This window comes from Micromonospora sp. CNZ285, from assembly GCF_004637285.1.
In genome coordinates, this window is sequence record NZ_SPQD01000001.1 from 4,055,016 (window position 1) to 4,075,317 (window position 20,302).

Annotated in this window: 16 protein-coding genes; 5 read left to right on the forward strand and 11 right to left on the reverse strand. The window is 74.7% G+C overall.

The window, feature by feature from the left end; all coding sequences use genetic code 11:
• Positions 1 to 34 precede the first annotated feature (34 nt).
• Complete coding sequence (locus CLT75_RS18400; RefSeq protein WP_135244056.1) at positions 35 to 1,678, forward strand: glycoside hydrolase family 13 protein; 1,644 nt, start codon at positions 35 to 37, stop codon at positions 1,676 to 1,678.
• Positions 1,679 to 1,699: 21 nt separating this feature from the next.
• Here CLT75_RS18400 and CLT75_RS18405 read toward each other — a convergent pair whose 3' ends face one another.
• From CLT75_RS18405 to xylA, 3 genes are read right to left on the reverse strand one after another with little or no spacing between them, the layout of a single operon-like run.
• Positions 1,700 to 3,136: an MFS transporter gene (locus CLT75_RS18405; RefSeq protein WP_135241730.1), complete on the reverse strand. Its 1,437-nt coding sequence runs from the start codon at positions 3,134 to 3,136 to the stop codon at positions 1,700 to 1,702.
• A gap of 56 nt (positions 3,137 to 3,192) precedes the next feature.
• Positions 3,193 to 4,635, reverse strand: coding sequence for a xylulokinase (xylB, locus tag CLT75_RS18410; RefSeq protein WP_135241731.1), 1,443 nt, complete (start codon positions 4,633 to 4,635; stop codon positions 3,193 to 3,195).
• A gap of 11 nt (positions 4,636 to 4,646) precedes the next feature.
• Positions 4,647 to 5,834, reverse strand: a complete 1,188-nt coding sequence (xylA, locus tag CLT75_RS18415) for a xylose isomerase (RefSeq protein WP_135241732.1) — start codon at positions 5,832 to 5,834, stop codon at positions 4,647 to 4,649.
• Positions 5,835 to 5,887: 53 nt separating this feature from the next.
• Here xylA and CLT75_RS18420 point away from each other — a divergent pair, with 53 nt between their 5' ends.
• The 3 genes from CLT75_RS18420 to CLT75_RS18430 all read left to right on the forward strand — a co-directional run bounded on the left by CLT75_RS18420 (position 5,888) and on the right by CLT75_RS18430 (position 9,981).
• Complete coding sequence (locus CLT75_RS18420; RefSeq protein ID WP_135241733.1) at positions 5,888 to 7,147, forward strand: ROK family transcriptional regulator; 1,260 nt, start codon at positions 5,888 to 5,890, stop codon at positions 7,145 to 7,147.
• A 132-nt stretch (positions 7,148 to 7,279) separates the two neighbouring features.
• A complete protein-coding gene (locus tag CLT75_RS18425; RefSeq protein ID WP_486485215.1) occupies positions 7,280 to 8,947 on the forward strand; it encodes a PP2C family protein-serine/threonine phosphatase in 1,668 nt (555 codons plus the stop codon).
• Positions 8,944 to 9,981: a cobalamin-dependent protein gene (locus tag CLT75_RS18430; protein ID WP_135241734.1), complete on the forward strand. Its 1,038-nt coding sequence runs from the start codon at positions 8,944 to 8,946 to the stop codon at positions 9,979 to 9,981. The genes CLT75_RS18425 and CLT75_RS18430 overlap by 4 nt, the downstream gene beginning before the upstream one ends.
• 1 nt (position 9,982) lies before the next feature.
• Here CLT75_RS18430 and CLT75_RS18435 read toward each other — a convergent pair whose 3' ends face one another.
• Positions 9,983 to 10,498 carry a MarR family winged helix-turn-helix transcriptional regulator gene (locus tag CLT75_RS18435; protein WP_135241735.1) on the reverse strand — a complete coding sequence of 172 codons (516 nt, stop codon included), beginning with the start codon at positions 10,496 to 10,498 and terminating at the stop codon, positions 9,983 to 9,985.
• Between the two features lie 95 nt (positions 10,499 to 10,593).
• On the opposite strand from CLT75_RS18435, the gene CLT75_RS18440 reads away from it, so the two are divergent.
• Positions 10,594 to 11,724 (forward strand): PP2C family protein-serine/threonine phosphatase, encoded by a 1,131-nt coding sequence (locus tag CLT75_RS18440; protein WP_135241736.1) that lies wholly within the window; start codon positions 10,594 to 10,596, stop codon positions 11,722 to 11,724.
• A 9-nt stretch (positions 11,725 to 11,733) separates the two neighbouring features.
• On the opposite strand, the gene CLT75_RS18445 is transcribed toward CLT75_RS18440, so the two are convergent.
• The 7 genes from CLT75_RS18445 to CLT75_RS18475 form a co-directional block, all read right to left on the reverse strand.
• Entirely contained in the window at positions 11,734 to 13,215 is a 1,482-nt protein-coding gene (locus CLT75_RS18445) for a sugar transferase (RefSeq protein WP_135241737.1), read from the reverse strand.
• A gap of 212 nt (positions 13,216 to 13,427) precedes the next feature.
• Positions 13,428 to 15,182 carry a substrate-binding domain-containing protein gene (locus CLT75_RS18450; protein ID WP_209310345.1) on the reverse strand — a complete coding sequence of 585 codons (1,755 nt, stop codon included), beginning with the start codon at positions 15,180 to 15,182 and terminating at the stop codon, positions 13,428 to 13,430.
• A 177-nt stretch (positions 15,183 to 15,359) separates the two neighbouring features.
• Complete coding sequence (locus tag CLT75_RS18455; RefSeq protein ID WP_209310346.1) at positions 15,360 to 16,394, reverse strand: beta-propeller fold lactonase family protein; 1,035 nt, start codon at positions 16,392 to 16,394, stop codon at positions 15,360 to 15,362.
• A gap of 101 nt (positions 16,395 to 16,495) precedes the next feature.
• The gene (locus CLT75_RS18460) at positions 16,496 to 17,098 is read right to left on the reverse strand and encodes an ATP/GTP-binding protein (protein WP_135241740.1); all 603 of its coding nucleotides are present in this window, start codon (positions 17,096 to 17,098) and stop codon (positions 16,496 to 16,498) included.
• The gene (locus tag CLT75_RS18465; RefSeq protein WP_135241741.1) at positions 17,079 to 17,468 is read right to left on the reverse strand and encodes a DUF742 domain-containing protein; all 390 of its coding nucleotides are present in this window, start codon (positions 17,466 to 17,468) and stop codon (positions 17,079 to 17,081) included. The genes CLT75_RS18460 and CLT75_RS18465 overlap by 20 nt, the downstream gene beginning before the upstream one ends.
• Complete coding sequence (locus CLT75_RS18470; protein ID WP_135241742.1) at positions 17,458 to 17,880, reverse strand: roadblock/LC7 domain-containing protein; 423 nt, start codon at positions 17,878 to 17,880, stop codon at positions 17,458 to 17,460. Before CLT75_RS18470 ends, CLT75_RS18465 begins: the two co-directional genes overlap by 11 nt.
• Positions 17,880 to 20,228 (reverse strand): nitrate- and nitrite sensing domain-containing protein, encoded by a 2,349-nt coding sequence (locus CLT75_RS18475; protein WP_135241743.1) that lies wholly within the window; start codon positions 20,226 to 20,228, stop codon positions 17,880 to 17,882. Before CLT75_RS18475 ends, CLT75_RS18470 begins: the two co-directional genes overlap by 1 nt.
• Positions 20,229 to 20,302: the final 74 nt, after the last annotated feature.

Consider the following 20,302-nt stretch of genomic DNA (forward strand, 5'->3'; position numbering starts at 1 on the left):
GCTCGTCCCGCACCACCCAGACAGGAGTAAGGCGCTGAACACCGACGCGACGCAGCAGGCCCCGGGCACCGGCTGGTGGACCGAGGCGGTCATCTACCAGGTCTACCCGCGCTCGTTCGCCGACTCCGACGGCGACGGGATCGGCGACCTGCCGGGCATCACGTCCCGGCTCGACCACCTCGCCGAGCTGGGAGTCGACGCGGTCTGGCTGTCCCCGTTCTACCCGTCCCCGCAGGCCGACGCCGGGTACGACGTGTCCGACTACCGCGACGTCGATCCGCTGTTCGGCACACTCGCCGACGCCGACAAGCTGATCGCCGAGGCGAAGGCACGCGGGCTGCGGGTGATCGTCGACCTGGTGCCCAACCACACCTCCTCCGCGCACCGCTGGTTCACCGAGGCCGTCGCCGCCGCGCCGGGCAGCCCGGAGCGGCAGCGCTACGTCATCCGCGACGGCAAGGGCCCGGACGGCGCCGAGGCGCCGAACGACTGGGTGAGCGTGTTCGGCGGCCCCGCCTGGACCCGGCTGCCGGACGGTCAGTGGTACCTGCACCTGTTCGACTCCGGCCAGCCCGACCTCAACTGGGACAACCCGGAGGTGCGCGAGGAGTTCCTCGACGTGCTGCGCTTCTGGCTGGACCGGGGCGTGGACGGCTTCCGGGTGGACGTGGCGCACGGCCTGATCAAGCAGGCCGACCTGGCCGACTGGCAGGAGCCGCAGGAGATCCTCTCCGGCAGCGAGGTGGACAAGCCGCGCCCGCCGATGTGGGACCAGGACGGCGTGCACGAGATCTACCGGGAGTGGCGGCGGGTGCTCGACTCGTACCCCGGTGAGCGGATCCTCGTCGCCGAGGCGTGGGTGGAGCCGGCCGAGCGGCTGGCCCGGTACGTGCGCCCGGACGAGATGCACCAGGCGTTCAACTTCGAGTACCTGATGGCCGCGTGGACCGCGCCGGCCCAGTACGCGGTGATCACCCGCTCGCTGGAGGCCACCGACTCCGTCGGCGCGCCCACCACCTGGGTGCTGTCCAACCACGACGTGGTGCGGCACGCCTCCCGGCTCGGGCTCGGCACCGGCGGCGGCCGGGCCAACGGCGTCGGTGTGGACGACCCGCAGCCGGACGCCGCGCTGGGCCTGCGCCGGGCCCGGGCGGCCAGCCTGCTGATGCTCGCGCTGCCCGGCTCCGCCTACCTCTACCAGGGTGAGGAGCTGGGGCTGCCGGAGCACACCACGCTGCCCGACGAGGCCCGTCAGGACCCGACCTGGAAGCGCAGCGGGCACACCGAGCGCGGCCGGGACGGCTGCCGGGTGCCGATCCCGTGGGAGGCCGACGCCCCGTCGTACGGCTTCGGGCCGACCGACGCGAGCTGGCTGCCCCAGCCGCCGGTGTGGGCCGAGTACGCGCTGGACCGGCAGCGCGGCGTGCCCGGCTCGACGTACGAGCTGTACCGGACCGCGCTGCGGCTGCGCCGCGAGCACACGCTGGCCCGGGGGCCGCTGCGGTTCCTGTCCTCCGGCGACGAGGTGCTCACGTTCACCAACGGCGGCCTCACCGTGCTGACCAACTTCGGCGCCGACCCGGCGCCGCTGCCGGCCGGCGCCGAGGTGCTGGTGTCGAGCGCGCCGCTGGACGCCGACGCGGTCCCGACCGACGTGACGGTCTGGTTCCGGAGCTGAGGCAGTGGCCCCGCCGGACGGTCACCGTCCGGCGGGGCCCTCGCTCTCCAGCCGCCCGGCGCGGGCGTGCAGCAGGTCGTGCACCTGTGCGATGTCCCGGGGCGAGGTGCGGGCGGCCAGCCAGTACATGATCCCGGTCGGGATGAAGAAGAGCTGGAACGCGGCCAGCCCGACCGCGTAGTTCAGCGGCGGCGGGAAGGCCGCCCGCAGCCCGGCGAACGCCACCCCGACCAGCCCGTTGCCCGCCGCCCGGCCGACGCCGTTGACCAGGTTGCCCAGGCTGTAGACGGTGCCCCGGTGCTCGGGCGGGTTGACGTCGGCGATCAGGGCGAACCAGTTCGGCGAGTTCGCCGACGTCAGCGCCAGCGCCACCACGGCGGTGAGCAGGCTCAGCCCCACCGACGGCTCGGTGAACACGCTGGACAGCACGGCCGTCACCACCGCGCCGGAACCGGCGCCGTCGGGCACGTCGATGCGGATCGGCACGAAGAACAGGACCAGGTAGAACGGCAGCGCCGCGAGGATGCCGACAGCAGCGACCATGGCCCGGCCGCTGGGCGTACGCCGTTGCAGCGCGTCGCCCACCAGTCCGCCCACGATGGACAGCACGCCGCCGAGCTGGAACAGCGTGGCGAAGATGCTGCCCACCACCACCGCCGTGGCGGGCGAGTAGCCCTGCGCCTCGGCCCGCTGGCTGAACAGCACCGGCAGCCAGACCAGCGAGCCGAACGCGGCCTGGGCGGTGAGCCCTTGGAGGATCAGCCAGCGGTTGGTCCGGCGGGCCAGGATCCGGGGCAGGTCGGCACGGCTGATCCGGTAGTCGTACTCGTTCCCGGCGTCGATCGCCCCGGCCAGCTCCGGTTCGCTCTGCCCGCGCCGGATGTCGTAGGTGAACAGGTACGCCACCGTGGCGGCCAGGCCCACGCCGGTCAGCAGCAGGAACGGCCGCCGCCAGTCGGTCGCGCCGAGCACGCCGCCGAGCAGCGTCCCGGCCAGCGTGCCGACGCCCTGCGACAGCCCCCAGAAGCTCATCACCAGGCCCCGGCGGCGCGGTGAGATCAGGTCGGTGACCACGGAGAAGCCGACCGAGCCCACCGCGCCGAGCCCGACCGCGCCGACGAACTGCGCGATCAGGAACGTCGCGTACCCCCCGGCGAGCGCGCTGCCCCCGGTGCCGGCGGCCCACAGCAGCGTGCCGACCATGAGCAGCGGCTTGCGGTTGGTGCGGTCCCCCACGTACGCCCAGCCCACCGCCGCCACCGCGCTGACCAGGAAGCTCACGGCGGTGACCAGGCCGAGCATCCGCTGGGGTACGTCGAGGGCGGTGGAGATGGGCCCGTACAGCGGGGGCACCAGGCCGATCGCCACGTTGTCCAGCGAGGCGAGCACCACGAAGACCACGACGCTGTAGAACCGGTGTGCCGTGTTCCCGCGCCGGGAGATCCTCGTGCCGCTCATGCCGGGCAGCAAATCAGGTGAAGGTCACCTGCGCAGCACGACCCCCCGTACCGGCGTTACCCCCGCGCCTCGGCGTAGCGCTCGCGGATGGCGGGGACCGCCTCGCCGGTGTACTCCTCGGTGTCGCCGATGGACCAGGCGGGCGGGGTGTCGCCACCGAGCGCCACCCAGGCGGCCTGCCGGGCCGCGCCGTCGGCCACGTACTCGCCCGGCGGCGGCACCACCACCGGGCGGCCGAAGACCTGCGGCGCGATCCGGCGTACCGCCTCGGACCGGGCGCCGCCGCCGACCAGGATGATCCGGTCGGCGCGGGCGCCCTGCGCGATCAGCGCGTCCAGGCCGTCGGCCAGGCCGCAGAGCATGCCCTCCACCGCGGCCCGGGCCAGGTGCGCCGGGGTCGAGGTGCGCAGCGTCAGGCCCTTCAGCTCGCCGGTGGCGTGCGGCCGGTCCGGCGTCCGCTCCCCTTCCAGGTACGGCACGAGCACCAGCCCGTCCGCGCCGGGCGGGGCGGACAGGGCCAGCTCGCCGAGCGTGTCGAGGTCGACGCCGAGCAGGGTCGCGGCGGCGTCCAGCACCCGGGCCGCGTTGAGCGTGCACACGAGCGGCAGGAACCGGCCGGTGGCGTCGGCGAATCCGGCCACCGCGCCGCTGGGATCGGCGGCCGGCGTGTCCGCCACCGCGAACACGGTGCCGGAGGTGCCGATCGAGACGACCACGTCGCCCGGGCCGGCTCCGGCGCCGAGCGCCGCGGCGGCGTTGTCCCCGGTGCCCGGCCCGAGAAGGACCGGGCCTCCGGACGGACCGGCCGCGCCGGACGCCGCGCCGCCGCCGAACACGGCCGGGTCGAGGTGCCCGGCCACCTCGGCCGGGCCGAGCACGACAGGCACCTCCGGGCGCCGGCCGAAGGCACGTTCCAGCAGGTCCAGCCGGTACTCCCCGGTGCGCGGCGACCAGTACCCGGTGCCGCTGGCGTCGCCCCGGTCGGTGCGCAGCGCGTCCAGGCCGGGAGCGCCGGCGAGCCGCCAGGTCAGCCAGTCGTGCGGCAGACAGACGGCGGCGACCCGGGCGGCGTTGTCCGGCTCGTGCCGGGCCAGCCAGCGCAGCTTCGTCGCGGTGAAGCTGGCCACCGGCACCGCGCCGGTCGCCTCGGCCCAGAACCGGCGGCCGGTCTCCCCGCCGCCGGCCTCCTCGACCAGGTCCCGGGCCGCGTCGGCGGACCGGGTGTCGTTCCACAGCAGCGCCGGCCGGACCACCTCACCTGAGGCGTCCAGGCAGACCATGCCGTGCTGCTGGCCGCCGACCGAGACGGCGGCCACGTCGGCCAGGCCGCCGGCCTCGGTCACCGCCGCCCGCAGGGCCTCCCACCAGGCGTACGGGTCGACCTCGGTGCCGGGCGGGTGCGGCGCGCGGCCCTGCCGGACCAGTTCGCCGGTCTCCGCGTCCCGGACGACCACCTTGCAGGACTGGGTCGACGAGTCGACCCCCGCGACGAGCGGCATGGCGGCCCGCCTCAGCGCGCGCCGAGCACGTGCTCGACGGCGAGCTGGTTGAGCCGGACGAAGCCGAAGCCCTTCGCCCCGGCGGCCTCCGGGTCGAACTCCTCGAACGCGGTCCGGTCGGCCAGCAGCTCGCGGTAGCCCTCACCGGGGTTGAGCGTCGGGGTGGCCAGCTCGGCCACCCGGGCGGCACCGAGCGCCTCGATCACCTCCGGGTCGGCGCGGAACGCCGCGGCCCGCTCCTTGAGCAGCAGGTACGTGCGCATGTTCGCCTCGGCGGAGGCCCACACGCCGGTCATGTCCTCGGTGCGGGACGGCTTGTAGTCGAAGTGGCGCGGGCCGTCGTAGGCCGGACCGCCGTTCGGACCGCCGTGCTCCAGCAGATCGACCAGGGCGAACGCGTTGAGCAGGTCGCCGTGGCCGAAGACCAGGTCCTGGTCGTACTTGATGCCGCGCTGGCCGTTGAGGTCGATGTGGAACAGCTTGCCCTGCCAGAGCGCCTGGGCGATGCCGTGGGCGAAGTTCAGCCCGGCCATCTGCTCGTGCCCGACCTCGGGGTTGAGCCCGACCATCTCCGGGCGGGCCAGGGTGGAGATGAAGCCGAGCGCGTGGCCGACGGTGGGCAGCAGGATGTCGCCGCGCGGCTCGTTCGGCTTGGGCTCCAGGGCGAAGCGCAGGTCGTAGCCGTTGTCGACGACGTACTCGCAGAGCAGGTCGACGGCCTCGCGGTAGCGGTCCAGCGCGGCCTGGACGTCCTTGGCGACGTCGTACTCGGCGCCCTCCCGGCCGCCCCACATGACGAACGTCTTGGCGCCCATCTCGGCGGCCAGGTCGACGTTGCGCAGCACCTTGCGCAGCGCGTACCGGCGCACGTCGCGGTCGTTGCTGGTGAAGCCGCCGTCCTTGAACACCGGGTGGTTGAACAGGTTGGTGGTGACCATCGGCACGACCAGGCCGGTCTCGTCGAGCGCCTTGCGGAAGCGGCTGAGCCGGGCGTCGCGGGTGGCGGCGTCCGCGCCGAACGGGACCAGGTCGTCGTCGTGGAAGGTGATGCCGTACGCGCCCAGCTCGGCGAGCCGGTGCACCGCCTCGACGGCGTCCAGCTCGGGCCGGGTGGCGTCGCCGAACGGGTCACGGGCCGGCCAGCCCACCGTCCAGAGGCCGAAGGAGAACTTGTCCGCGGGGGTGGGGCGGGGTGCCATGGCAGACCTCCAGGTGGTGGTGTCGTCCGCGATTTGTTCAGCGGTTGAATTAAATGGCGGCGATGTGGCAGTGTCAAGAGGTGACGAGCACCAGCACCGCCGGGGCGGTCCGGCAGGGCAGCCTGCGCGAGTTGAACCTCGCGGTGGTGCTGCGGCGGATCGCCGCCGCCGACCGGCCGCCCTCGCGCGCCGGGATCGCCGCCGACACCGGCCTGACCCGGGCCACCGTCTCCGCCGTGGTGGACGACCTGATCGCCGGCCGGCTGGTCGCCGAGGCCGAGCCGGAGCCGCGTACCGGGGCGGGCCGCCCGGCCCGCGGGCTGGTGCTCGCCTCCGACGGCCCGGCCGGGCTCGGCCTGGAGGTGAACGTCGACTACCTGGCGGCCTGCGTCGTCGACCTGACCGGCACGGTCCGGCACCACCTGGTCCGCCGCGCGGACCTGCGCCCGGTCTCCCCCGCCGACGCGCTCGCCCGGCTCGCCGCGCTGGCCGCCGAGGCGCGCGCCGCCGCCGTACGCGACGGGCTGACCCTGGCCGGCGCGGCGCTCGCCGTGCCCGGCCTGGTGGGCGACGGCGGCCTGGTCCGGCTCGCGCCGAACCTCGGCTGGCGGGACGTGGACGTGCCGGCGCTGCTGGCCGGGCACCCGCTGGCCGAGCCGGTCGACGGGGTGCCGCCGCTGGTGGTCGACAACGAGGCCAACCTGGCCGCGCTCGGCGAGCTGTACGCCGGCCCGGCCGGCCCGCGCAGCTTCCTGCACGTCACCGGCGAGATCGGCATCGGCGCCGGGATCGTGCTCGACGGCGCCCTCTACCGGGGCGCGCGCGGCTGGAGCGGAGAGATCGGTCACTTCCCGGTGCAGCCGCAGGGGCGGCCGTGCCGCTGCGGCGGCCAGGGCTGCCTGGAGCGGTACGCGGGCCAGGAGGCGATCCTCGCCGCCGCCGGGCTGCCCGGCGCGGAACTGCCCGCCGACACCGCCGCCACCCGGCTCGCCGACCTGGCCGAGGCCGGTGACCCGGCCACGCTGACCGCCCTGACCGACGCCGGCACCGCCCTCGGGGTCGCGGTGGCGGGCGTGGTGAACCTGCTGGATCTGGACACCGTGGTGCTCGGCGGCGGATACGCCCGGCTCGCGCCCTGGCTGCGGCCGACGGTGGAGGCGGAGGTCTCCCGGCGGGTGCTCACCGCCGCGTGGGCGCCGGTGACGGTGCGCCCGGCCGTGCTCGGGGCGCAGTCCGCAGCGGTCGGCGGGGCCGGCTCGGTGGTCCGCCGGATCGTCGACCGGCCGGTGGGCTGGCTGGCCCGCACCGGCTGACCGGGACGATCCTCGACGGGCATTCCGTGCCTGCGCTCGGTACGCTTGCCGCCAGGCAACCTGTCCGTCGAGCGAGGAGTGCACCGACAGCATGCGCACGGGTCGACCGACCGAAGCGCCCGGCCACCGGAGGTGACCGCCGCGCGCCGGGGCGGTGTCGCGGGGCCGGTCAGCGGCGGTGGACACGCCTCGCGGAGACGACCCCGGCGGGTTGCCGGGGTCGCGCTACCGGCTGACGACCACCTGGCCCGGGAGCTGCTGGACGGGCTCGCCGAGGCGATCGTGACAGTCGACCACGCGGGCGTGGTGACGCTCGTCAACGCGATGGCCGCCGACCTGCTCCCCGAGGTGGCGCCCGGGGTCGACCTGTCCGCGTGCCGGGTCCCCGCGCTGGCCGACGCGGCCGCCGCCGGATCGGACTCGTTCGAGACCGACCACCACGGCCGGCGGCTGCGCGGCGTGCGGCGCCCCCTGGCCGACGACCGCAGCGCCTGGTACGTCCGCGACGCCACCGAGGAACACGCGCGTACCGACGCGCTGCTGGCCGAACGGTCGCGCACCGCGTTCCTCGCCGAGGCGGGCAGCCGGCTCGGGCTGTCCCTGCACCGCGAGCAGACGCTGCGTACCGCGGTGACGCTGCCGGTGCCCTACCTGGCCGACGTCGCCGTGGTGGTGCACCGCCCGCCGCCGCCCGCCGAGGACCAGCCGCACTGGATCCGGTACGCCACCGGCGATCCCGGCCCGGTCACCGGCCTGGCCGGCTGGCCGACTGTGGAGTCCGTACCCGGCCTTGTCGAGGCGCTCGACGGCGACCTCACCGAACCGAGTCCCTGGCTGGACGCCGAGCTGGCCGACCTGGCCGAGGTGCTGCCCGCCGGCTTCGGCCGTCCGGGCACCGTGTTGATCAGCCCGATGCCGAGCGCCGGTGGTCCGGCCGGCGCGCTGGTGCTGGCCCGCCGCCCGGAGCGGCCCGGCTTCGACAGGCGGGAGATCGGCCTGGCCCGCGAGTTCGCCGGGCGGGCCGGCGCCGCGCTGGCCGCCGCCGAGCTGTACGGCGAGCAGGCCCACCTGGCCCGGGTGCTGCAGAACAGCCTGCTCCCGCCGGAGCTGCCGCGCCTGCGCGGGATGACGCTGGCCGGCGGTTATCGCGCCGCCGGGGACAGCCTGCGCATCGGCGGCGACTTCTACGACCTGTTCCCCACCGGCGACGGCGGCCTGTTCGCGCTCGGTGACGTCTGCGGCAAGGGCGTCGGCGCCGCAGTGCTGACCGGCCGGGTCCGCCAGTCGCTGCAGACCCTGCGCCTGGTCGAGCAGCGCCCCCGGGAGCTGCTGGAGCTGCTCAACCGGGCCCTGCTGGACGCCCCCGACGCGGCCCGCCGGGCCCAGTTCACCACGCTCCTGCTCGGCGCGCTGCGCCGCGAGCCGGACGGCGGGCTGCTGGTGCGCCTCGCCGGTGGCGGGCACCCGTCACCGCTCGTCGTCCGCGCCGGCGGCGGGGTGGAGACGGTCCGGGTGGGCGGCATGCCGGTGGGCGCGCTCACCGACGCCCGGTTCGCCGGCACCGAGGTACGGCTGGCACCGGGTGACCTGCTGCTGGCGTACACCGACGGGGTGACCGAGGCCCGCGGCGGCCCCACCGAGCCGGCCATGTTCGGCGACGCCCGGCTGCGGCAGGCGCTCGCCACCGGCACCGGGCTTCCGCCCGCCGCGCTCGTCGAGCGGGTGCTCCAGCTCGTCGACGAGTGGCTGGACGGGCAGCCCCACGACGACATCGCCATGCTCGCCGTGGCGGCCGGGTGACACCGCCGCCGCCTGATCGCCCCACCCCGGCGGGCGAGCGCCGGATCGGACCGGACACGCTCGCCGCGTACCTCGATCACCTGGACGCCGCCGACCGGGCCGGCGCGGTGGCGCTGGCGCGCGGCCTGCTCGCGGACGGCTTCTCGGTCGCGGACGTCCTGGTCGACCTGGTCGCGGTGGCGCAGCGGGAGGTCGGCCGGCGCTGGCTCACCGGCTCGTGGAGCATCGCGCAGGAGCACGCCGCCACCTACGTCAGCGAGCAGGTGGTGGACGCGCTGGGCGCGACGGCCGGCCCACCGCGACGCGGGCACGTGGTGATGGCGTGCGTCGAGGGCGAGTGGCACGCGCTTGCCGCCCGCATCGTCACCGAGGTGGTCCGGGCGGCCGGCTGGCGGGTGACGTTCCTCGGCGCCAGCGTGCCGGCCCGGCACCTGGTCTCCTACCTGCACCAGACCGGTCCGGACGCGGTGCTGCTGAGCTGCGTGCAGCCGAACCGGCTGGTCCGGGCGGCGCGGATGGTGGAGGCCAGCCGGGCCGCCGGGGTGCCGGTGCTCGCCGGTGGTCCCGGCTTCGGTCCGGACGGCCGGTGGGCCACCACGATCGGCGCGGCGGGCTGGGGCGCCAGCGCCCGGGACGCGGTGGAGCTGCTGGAACGGCCGCTGTCTGCCGCGCACACCGGCGCGCCGCCGCCCCCGCCCGACGACGCGTACGTGGCGGTGCTGCACCGGCGGCGTGAGATGGTCCGGCTCGCGCTCGCCGCGGTGGACCCGCCGCCGGAGAGCGCCGAGGATGTCGCCGCCGGTATCGCGCACCTGGTGGACGCGCTGATCGCGGCCGTGCGGGTGGACGACGACCGGCTGCTGCGCGACTTCGTCGGATGGCAGGAGGAGGCGCTGACCTCCCGTGGCGGCCGGGCTCTGCTGGACCGGGTGCTCGACACGCTGGAACGGGCGCTCACCGAGCATCCCCGGGTGGTGGCCCGGTTGCGGGCCGCCCGCGAAGCCGCGCCTGACGATCCCGGCCCCGCCGGCTGAGTCAGGCGGTACGGGCCACCGGAGGTTCGCCGGACGGCCGGGCCGGGTCGCCGATCCGTTCCCCGGAGGGTTGCAGCATCGGCCAGCCCTCCGCCACGGTGGCCTCCCCGCGCCGGCCCACCTCGTCGAACTCGCGCATGCCGCGTACCAGCGCGGCCCGGCCCTCCGGGCTCATCCCGGCCAGGATCCGCTCCAGCCGGTGCCGCCGGTCGGCACGCAGCTCGGCGAGGAGCCGGAGGGCGGCGGGCGTGAGGTGCAGCGAGATCTCCCGCCGGTCGTAGCGGCCCGGCTCGCGTTCCAGCATCCCGGCCGCGACCAGGCGGTCGCACAGCCGGCTGGCGGAGGAGAGCAACATGTCGGTGAGCGTGGCGAGACGGCGGAGGTTGATGCCGTCATACTGCTCGACGACCATGATCGCGCGTAGCTGGGCACTCGACAGCCGGCTGGTGGTGCGCTCCCGGGCCGCCTCCCAGACGGCGAGCAAGGTGCCTGCCGCCTCGTCCAGGGCTGCGGACATACTCGTTTCAGGTCCCCGGGGACCGCGCTCTTCGGTCATGGTGGGCCCGAGACTACTCCCCGGATCTGCCCGGCGACCTGTGCAAAGGAGCAAAGATGAGCGGAGCGGAGGGCCACGCGCGCCGGGTCCTGACCGAGGCGCCGACGGACCTGATCGTGGACCGGCTCGCCGCCGAGCTCGCGCGCACGTACGGCGTCACCCACACCGAGCTCTACCAGGTCGACTACCGGCTCGCCGAGCTGCTGCCGCTGGACGACGGTCCGTCGGTCACCGGCCCCGGCCACCCGGCCTGGCGCGCCTTCGACCACCAGGAGCCGGTGATCGCCGACGGCGTCGGCTGGTTCCCGGTGGGCATGCGCGGCGAACGCCGGGGCGTACTGAGGGTCTCGCCGGTGCCCGCCGACCCGGACGCCCGCCGGGAGCTGGACACCATCGCCACGGTCCTCGGGCACGAGCTGAGCGCGGTCATGGCGACCACCGACATCTACCGGACCGCCCGGCGCAGCAGGCGGCTCACGCTGGCCGCCGAGATGCAGTGGGAGCTGCTGCCCGGGCGCAGCCGGATCCGGCCCTCGTTCAGCCTGGCCGGGCAGTTGGAGCCGGCGTACGCGGTGCGCGGGGACAGCTTCGACTGGTCCGACGACGGGCACCGGCTCTGGCTGGCGGTGCTGAACGGCTACGGCGAGGGGGTGGCCGCGGCGCTGCTCGCCTCGCTGGCCACGTACGCGCTGCGCAACGCGCGCCGGGCCGGGCTGGACCTGGCCGACCAGGCCGCGCTGGCCGACCAGGCCATCTACGCCCAGCACCGGGGCGAACAGCACGTCTCGGTGCTCCTGATCGAGCTGGACCTGGCCTCGGGCGAGATGACAGTGGTGGACGCCGGTTCGCCGCGGCTGCTGCGGCTGCGGGCCGGCGAGGTGACCGAGCAGGAGCTGGACAAGCAGTTCCCGCTCGGCATGTTCGAGGGCACCGACTACCGGCCGCAGCGGTTCCGGCTGGAGCGCGAGGACCGGCTCTTCGTGGTCAGCGACGGCGTGGTCGACGCCACCACCGAGCAGGTGCGCTACGGCGAGGTGGCGCTGGACCGGTTCCTGCGCCGGACCGGCCCGATGGAGCCGCTGGACGCGGTCCGGTCGCTGATCGGCGACCTGCGGGCGTTCGTCGCCGGTGACCTGGTGGACGACGCGGTGGTGGTCTGCCTGGACTGGCTGGGGCCGCAGCCCTGACCCGCCGGGTCAGTACGCGCCGCGGCTGTTGACCACCGCGCCGAACGTCTTCCACAGGATGGTCAGGTCGGCGGCCAGCGACCAGTTCTCCACGTAGTACAGGTCGAGCCGGATGCCGTCCTCCCAGCTCAGGTCGGACCGGCCGCTGACCTGCCAGAGGCCGGTCATGCCGGGCTTGACCAGCAGCCGGCGTGCCACGTCGCCGTCGTAGCGGGCCACCTCGGACGGCAGCGGCGGGCGCGGGCCGACCAGGCTCATCTGGCCGAGCAGCACGTTGGCGAGCTGGGGCAGCTCGTCCAGCGACCACTTGCGCAGCAGCCGGCCGACCCGGGTGACGCGCGGGTCGTCGCGCATCTTGAACATCAGGCCGTCGGTCTCGTTGCGCGCGGCCAGCTCGGCGAGCAGGGCGTCGGCGTTGACGACCATGGTGCGGAACTTGAAGACGCCGAACTCCTCGCCGCCCTGGCCGACCCGGGTCTGCCGGAACAGCACCGGACCCCGGCTGTCGATCTTGATGGCGAGCGCGATCACGATCAGCAGCGGCGCCAGCACGAGCAGGGCGATCGACGAGATCGACCGGTCGACGAAGCCCTTCACCAGCTTGCGGGCACCACGGAACTCGGGCGCCTCGACGTGGATCAGCGGCAGGCCGGCGACCGGACGGGTGTGGATGCGGGGACCGGCCACGTCGGTCAGCGCCGGTGCCACCACCAGGTCGACGCCGGTGCCCTCCAGCTGCCAGCCGAGCCGGCGCAACCGGGTCGCGGTCAGCTCGCCCGAGGCGGTGACCGCCACCGTGTCGGCGCCGATCGCGGTGGCGGCCTCCGGGATGCCCCGGAAGCTGCCGACCACCGGCACGTCGCCCAGACGTTGCGGCACCGGGGCGAGCAGCGCGTCCGGGATGCACGCGCCGACCACCTGGTAGCCGGCGTACGGTTCCCGGCGCAGCGTGTGCACCAGCTCCAGCACGTGCGCGGTGTCGCCCACCACGAGCACCTTGCGGGACCAGCCGGCACCCCGGTCGCGGGCCCGGTGCAGCCGCTTGCGGGCCGCGAACCGCGCCACCTCCAGGCCGATCGTGCCGACCGCGAAGGAGATGGCCAGGAAACCCCGGGAGACGCCGACGTCGGCGATGTACCCGGCGATGGCGATGCCGCCGGCGAGTCGCATGCTGGCCGCGCTGACCCGCCGGTACTCGTCGGCGCCGTAGCCGAGCACCTGGTCGTCGTAGCACCGCATCGCCTTGAGCGAGACGAGCCAGACCAGCAGGAGCGCCGGGGCGACCACCACGTACGGGATCTCGGACCCGGTCGGTTCCTCGTCGCCGAACCGGGCCAGGTAACCGACCAGGATGGCCACCGCGAGCACGGCGGTGTCCAGCACCACCAGGACCCGGATGTAGGCCCGCTCCGCGGCTCGCGTCGTCTTGCCCGGGCGTTCACCACCGGGTCGCGACGACGTGGCAGGGGTCAACAGCGTCGCCGAGGTCACCGGCCCTCCCCACTTCGCTCAGGACCGCCCCGTCGCCGCCCGGCTCCGGTGTGGAGCGCGCGGTCGAGGCACCCGGTCATCATGCCTGGACAATTATGGTTACCGATTGATTCGGACGCATTACCGTCAGTTCTCATCCCGTGCCTTGACCCGGGAAGCCTTCCGCCGTACCGGATTTCCGGTACGGCGGAAGACTAGCGCTGAGCTTCAGGTCAGCGGGGAGCGGGCGGCCGCAGCGCGATCGCCCGGAGGAAGATCTCGCCGATCTTGCTGGGGTCGGTGGTGACGAACGCGCCGCCGCCGGTGACCTTGGTGATCGACTCCAGCTCGGCCCGGTTCACCTCGGTGCCGATGCCGATGATGATGACCTGGACCGGCTGCTCGTCGTCCTTGAGCTTGTTCAGCTGCTCCAGCAGCGCCTTCTGCGAGATGCCGTCGTCGTCCTCGTTCTTGCCGTCGGTGAACAGCACGATCGAGTTGACCTTGCCGGGCTCCCAGTCCTGCTGCACCTTCTTGTACGCCGCGAGCATCGTGTCGTACAGGCCGGTGTTGCCGCTGGAGGGCTTGATCGAGGCCAGGCCGCGCTGGAGGGCGCCCCGGTTGCTGGACAGAGGCTTTATTCCGACCAGCTCGCTCCAGTCCTGCGAGCCCTGCAGGTTGGTGGAGAAGGTCCAGAGGCCGATCGACCAGGAGTCGTCGAACAGCCCGAGGCCCTGGCTCGCGGCGGCGACCGTCACCTGCTCACGGCTGGCGCCGTTGGCGGTCGCGACCGGCTTCTTCATCGATCCGGAGACGTCGATGACGCAGAGCATCCGGCCCGACTGGGTGGCCACCGACCAGGTCGTGGTGGCGGTCGAGATGGCGCCGGGGTCGAGGTCGGCCGCGCCGCCCTGGCCCGACGGCGGCACCTGGCTCGCGCCGCCGTTGGCCGGGCTCGGCGCGCCGGTCGGGGCCTGGAAACCCCGGCCCCAGTTGCCGTCCGGCGCGCGCAGCGCCTGCGAGGCGAGCCGGTCCTTGAAGCCCGGCGTCCGCAGCACCTCGAAGAGCACCTTGGCGGCGGACGCCTTGGCCGGCTCGATGCCGGGCAGCACCGCGAACGGGTAGTCCAACGGGATCGGCGCCGGCTCCAGGTAGAGCGCGGCCAGCCGGATCGGCGGCTTGGTGCTGTTGTAGGCGATCACGTCCTCCTCGGACAGCGCCGCCGCTCCGAGCCCGTTGGCGATCGCCGTCGGGTCGGACGAGCGCGGGAACCGCGCGAGGAGGTCCTGCCGCAGCGAGGAACGGTTGGTGGCGAGCGCCCGCAGCGCGCCGACCATCGCCTCCTGCGCCTTCGGCGAGCCGGACTCGCCGGTGGAGCTGGCCGCGGCGGTCAGCGACAGCAGGCCGGACAGGCCGGCCGCGTCCTGGGTCGGCTCGACGATGCCGGCCCGCAGCGGCTTGCTGGCGGTGACCTGGGTGAGCAGGTCGGACCAGCGGAGCTTCTTGTCCGGCCACCCTATGCGCGAGGCCACCGGCTCGGGCAGCGCCACCACGACCGGGCTGCGCGCGATCGAGGCGCCGTTGGTCGGCGCGAACGCGCTCGCCCCGCCGCTCTTGAGCCGGACGAGCCAGGTCGAGGAGTCCGGCACCCAGACGTCGGGGGTGACGGCGGTGCCGCTGGCCTGCCCGACGCCGGCGAGCGTGGCGCCGTGCTTGCTCGCCACCGCGGCGGCCACCTCGACCGACTCGGACGAGGAGACGTTCACCGCGATGCACGTGCCACCCACCGCGGCGCCGTCGGAGACCCACTGGTCGGCGGCGGCGCGCACCGCGGGGGCGATCTCCGGGGCGGTCGCCACCGACAGCTCGATCCGGCCCGAACAGTTCGGGCCGGCCAGCTGCTGGTAGCCGAACCAGGAGCCGGCTACGACGGCGACCAGGGCGACCGCCACGGCGGCGGCACCTGCTCCGCGGAGGTGAGAACGCATGCGATGGCGGCCAGACACGGTGACCATCTTGCGTACCTCGTGGGGTTACCACCACAACCGTTCGGACGAAAGTTACGCAGCAGAAACAGTTGATCAGCTAACCCATACGCTAAGTTACTAGTCAGTCATTTATGGTGATGTCAATCCACTTCGGACTGCCACTTGGTGACCGTCCGGTCACGGTCGGACGCACGTCGGGCTCGCCATCGGCACCGGCTCCCCCACCGCCTCCGGCACCCCGCCGTCCGGATCGACCCGGAAGATCCTGATCATGTCGGCCCGCTCGTCGGCCACGTACAGGTGCTCCCCGGCGAACGCGAAGTGCCGCGGCCACTCGCCGCCGGTGTCGACCTCGGCCACCAGCTCCGGCGCCGGGCCGTCCAGCGCGAAGACGGCGATCGTGCCCACGCCGCGGTTGCCCACGTAGAGGAAACGCCCGCCCGGCCCGACAGTCACCTCGGACGGCTGGACGTGCCCGGTCCGGCCGCTGGCGTCGACACGCGTCCGCTGCCGCGGCCCGTCCGGCGTCAGCTCGTACCCGGTGACGGTGGCGTCCAGCTCGCCGACCAGCCACAGGCGCCGCCCGTCCGGGTGCCGGGCCAGGTGCCGGGGACCGGTCCCGGGCGCCGTCCGCAGCCTCGGCTCCCGCTCCGCCAGCCGGCCGGTGGCGTCATCGACGTCGTACCGGTAGACCGAGTCGGTGCCCAGGTCGACGGCGAGCAGCCCGCCGCCGGCCGGGTCCGGCGAGACCATGTGGCAGTGCGCGTGCTCCTGCCGCTGCGGGTCGGCGCCGTGACCGGAGTGCCGGATCAGATCGGTGCGCTCCCCCGGCACGCCGTCGGCGTCCAGGCCGAACACCGCCACGCTGCCGCCGCCGTAGTTCGCCACGAACAGGTGCCGCCCGTCCGGGGCGACGGACAGGTGGCACGGCTCCGCACCGCCGGTCTCGCGGACGCCCAGCGGCGCGAGGTCGCCGTCCGCCGCTACCCGGAACGCGCTCACCTGCCCGACGGGCAACTCGTTGCACGCGTACAGCACCGGCAGCGCCGGATGCCGCACCAGGAACGACGGCGACGGCGTGACCGCCACGACGCCCAGCGGGGTCAGCTCCCCGGTCGCCCGGTCCCGCCGGGCCGCCACGACGCCCTCGGCCCGCCCGCCCGTCTCCGCCGTGTAGCCGCCGATGTGGACGATCTCGTCCTGCCCGGTCACCGCACCCACCTCTCGTCGGTCCTGCCTGCGATCCAACCAGAGGCTTCCCGGTGGCGCGCCCGGTCAGTCCCACGAGGCCCGACGGATCGGGTACGGCGTGCTCAGCCCACCGGCACCGGCTCGCCGCGCTGCCGCGCCACGTGCTCGACGAGCGAGATCAGCACCAGCTTGCCGGACTGCCGGTCCCGGGCGTCGCAGAGCACCAGCGGGACGTCCGGGTCCAGGTCCAGGGCGTCGCGGACCGCCTCCAGGCCGAACCGGCGGGAACCCTCGAAGCAGTTGACGCCCACCACGAACGGGATGCCCCGCTGCTCGAAGTAGTCGATCGAGGGGAAGCAGTCGGCCAGCCGCCGGGTGTCGGCGAGCACCACCGCGCCGAGCGCGCCGAACGCCAGCTCGTCCCAGAGGAACCAGAACCGGTCCTGGCCCGGGGTGCCGAACAGGTAGACCTGGAGGTCGTCGTTGATGGTGATCCGGCCGAAGTCCATCGCCACCGTCGTGGTCGACTTCTGCTCGACCCCGGAGACGTCGTCGGTGCCGAGCCCGGCCCCGGTCAGGACCTCCTCGGTCTGCAACGGCCGGACCTCACTCAACGCGCTGACCAGCGTCGTCTTTCCGGCGCCGAAGCCACCGGCGATGAGGATCTTCAAAGCCAGCGGCACTCGTGCCGCCCCCGGCTCCTGGTCATAGCGCACGGAGTCCACTGACCACCGCCTTGAGGATGTTGTCGTCGGGCAGGTACGCGGTGGCCGGTGGCCGGTGCACCGCGACGAGCCCATGGGCGAGGAGGTCGCCGAGCAGCACCCGGACCACGCCCAGGGCGAGGTCCAGGTCGGCGGCGAGGTCGGCCACGGCCTTCGGCCGCCGGGCCAGCTCGATCAGGCGGCGGTGCTCCGGCTGGAGACCGGGCGTGCCGGCCGGGTCCGCGCCGGGAGCGGCGAGCACGAACGCCAGCAGGTCGAAGCCGTCGACCGGCGGACGCACCCGGCCGCCGGTGAGCGTGTACGGGCGCACCACCGGTCCGGCGTCGGCGTCCAGCCACTCGTGCTGCGGCCCCGGCGACTCAGCGCGCATCGGTCCGCTCCCCCGCCACCCGGCTCGGCGCGGCCAGGTTCTCCCCGACCCGGATGACGAGCATCGCCATCTCGTACGCCACCAGGCCGATGTCGGCGTCGGCGTCGCTCGCCACGGCGAGGCAGGCGCCCTGCCCGGCGGCGGTCACGAACAGGTAGGCCGACTCCATCTCCACCACGGTCTGGCGGACCGCGCCGCCGCCCAGGTGCCGGGTGGCGCCCTTGGCCAGCCCGGAGAAGCCGGACGCCAGCGCGCACAGGTGTTCCGCATCGGTGCGGTCCTGGCCGGTGGAGGCGCCGAGCAGGAGCCCGTCCGCCGAGAGCACCACCGCCTGGCGGGCGGCGGGAACACGCTCCACCAGGTCGTCGAGCAGCCAGTCGAGATCGGCGTTCTGCCGCGTCGTGTGCACCACTAGGCGTCCCTCTCAGTCGCGGTTCGTTGATCCGGCGCCGGCGGGGCGGGCTGAACGGCCGGCCCCGCGGTGGTGGACGGCGTACCGGTGTCGCGCGTTTCGGTGGTGGGGGTGGCCGGATCGGTTCCGGTGGCGCGGGAGCCGTCCCGGCGTCCGCGCGCGGTGCCGGCCTGCAACGCCGACATGGCGCGGCGGGCCTCCTCCGGGGTGCGGTGGGCCGGGGTGTCGGCGACGGCGGCGCGCGGACGGGCGGTCGCACCGCGACGCCGGATCCGGCGGGGCAGCCCGTCGTCGTCGGCGGGTGGCTCCACCGTCGAGGCCCGCGCCGACTGCAGCGGGACCACTGTGCTCTCCGACCGCTCCCGGCCCGGCCGGACCGGCCGCCCCGGCCGGGGCACAGTGGCCAGCCGGGTCACCTTGGCCAGGCGCCGCCGTTCCGGCCCGGCGGAGGCGTCCACGCCCACCGGCGGTTCGTCGGTGACCAGTTCCGACGGTACGAACACCGCTGCCACGATCCCGGCCGGGCGCGACGGCCGCAGCTCCACCCGGACGCCGTGCCGGGCGGCCAGTCGCGCCACCACGAACAGCCCGAGCCGGGCGCTGCCGGCCGGGTCGAACTCCGGTGGCTCGGCCAGCTTGCGGTTGGCCTCGGCCAGGGCCGGCGCGGACATGCCCAGCCCCCGGTCGAGGATCTCGATGGTGTAGCCGCCCGGGACGCTGCGGCCGGTGACGTCCACCCGGGTGCCGGGCGGGGAGAACGTGGTCGCGTTCTCGATCAGCTCGGCGAGCAGGTGGATCACGTCGCCGACGGCGCGGCCCAGCACCCCGGCCGGCGCCACCTCGCCCACGTCGACCCGGTCGTACGCCTCGACCTCGGAGATCGCGCCGCGCATCACGTCGACAGCGGCGACCGGGCGGCGCCAGCCCCGTCCGGGCGCGGCCCCGGCGAGGATGACCAGGTCCTCGGCGTGCCGCCGCAGCCGCGTCGCCAGGTGGTCGACCTGGAACAGCCCGGCCAGCTCGTCCGGGTCCTCGGTACGCCGTTCCAGCCGGTCCAGCAGCGCCAGCTGCCGGTGCACCAGCCCCTGGCTGCGCCGGGCCAGGTTGAGGATCACCTCGTTGAAGCCCCGGCGCAGCGTCACCTCGTCGACGGCGGCCCGGACCGCGGTCCGGCGCACCTCGTTGAAGGCGCGCGCCACCTGGCCGATCTCGTCGCCGCCGTGGTCCAGCTCGGGCGCCTCCCGGGCCACGTCGACCTCCTCGCCCCGGCGCAGCCGCGCGACCACGTCGGGCAGCCGGCGTTCGGCCACCTCGGTCGCGGCGGCGCGTACGCCGGTCAGCCGCTGCGCCAGCGACCGCCCGACCCGCAACGCCACCAGCACGCACACCACGATCGCGATCAGGCCCAGCACACCGGCGGCGGCGAGCTGGACGAGGATCCGGGTGGCCATCGGCACCGACCGCTCGGCGAGGGCGTCCGCACCGCGCAGCTCGAAGTCGCGCAGGCTCTGCCACACCTCGGCGTGGCCGGTCTCCCACGCCCGCATGTCGAACCGGGCGGGCAGCCCGGGCGAGCGGATCAGGCTGTCCTGGAGCGCGCGCAGCCGGAGGAACCCGGCGCCCTCGGTCATCCGCTGGTACGCCGTCCGCTCCCCGGCCGGCAGGTCGGCGACCGCCATCTCGGCCAGGAAACGCTGGTTCTCCACCGTGCGTACCAGTTGCTCGTGCTCGCCGTCGGCGTACCGCCCGGCGGTGACGGCGCCGGCCAGCAGCGCGTCGGCCTGCCCGAGCAGCTCCCGGGAGCGGCCCAGCGCGGTCAGCGCCGTGGCCTCCCGGTTGAGCTGCGCGTCGGGCAGCGCGGCCATCGCGCCGAACGCCTGGAACGCCGAGCCGATCATCCCGCTGTAGAGGCCGACGGCACCGGCCCGGTCCACCTTGCGGTCGTCGATGAACGCGCGCCCGGCGGGCAGCGCGTCGAGCGCCGAGACGAGTTGGTCGAGCCGGTTGTCGAGCTGGGCGTCGGCGACGTCGCGCAGGTCGCCGCCGTCGACCTTGCGGCGCAGCTCGACGATCGCGTCGTCGGTGCGTACCCGCTGCTCGGTCAGCTCGGGGAGGGCGCGGTCGCCGGCGAGCTGGACCACCGACAGCCGCCGCTCGCGTTGCAGCTCGGCCACCACGGCCTCGCCGGGACGGCCCAGGTCGTAGAGGAGGGTACGCGCGGAGAGCAGGTCGAGCGCGGGCCCGAAGGTGAGCGTGGTGGCGAAGATCCACAACGCCAGCAGCCCGGTCACCGGGCCGATGACCAGCGCGGTCAGCTTGGCGCGGATCGGCCAGTCACGGGTGTTCAATCAGACCTCGCCCGGGAAGGTGTCGCTCGGTGGCGCCGGCAGCGGCCGTCACGTTCGCCGGCCACGACGCCGGG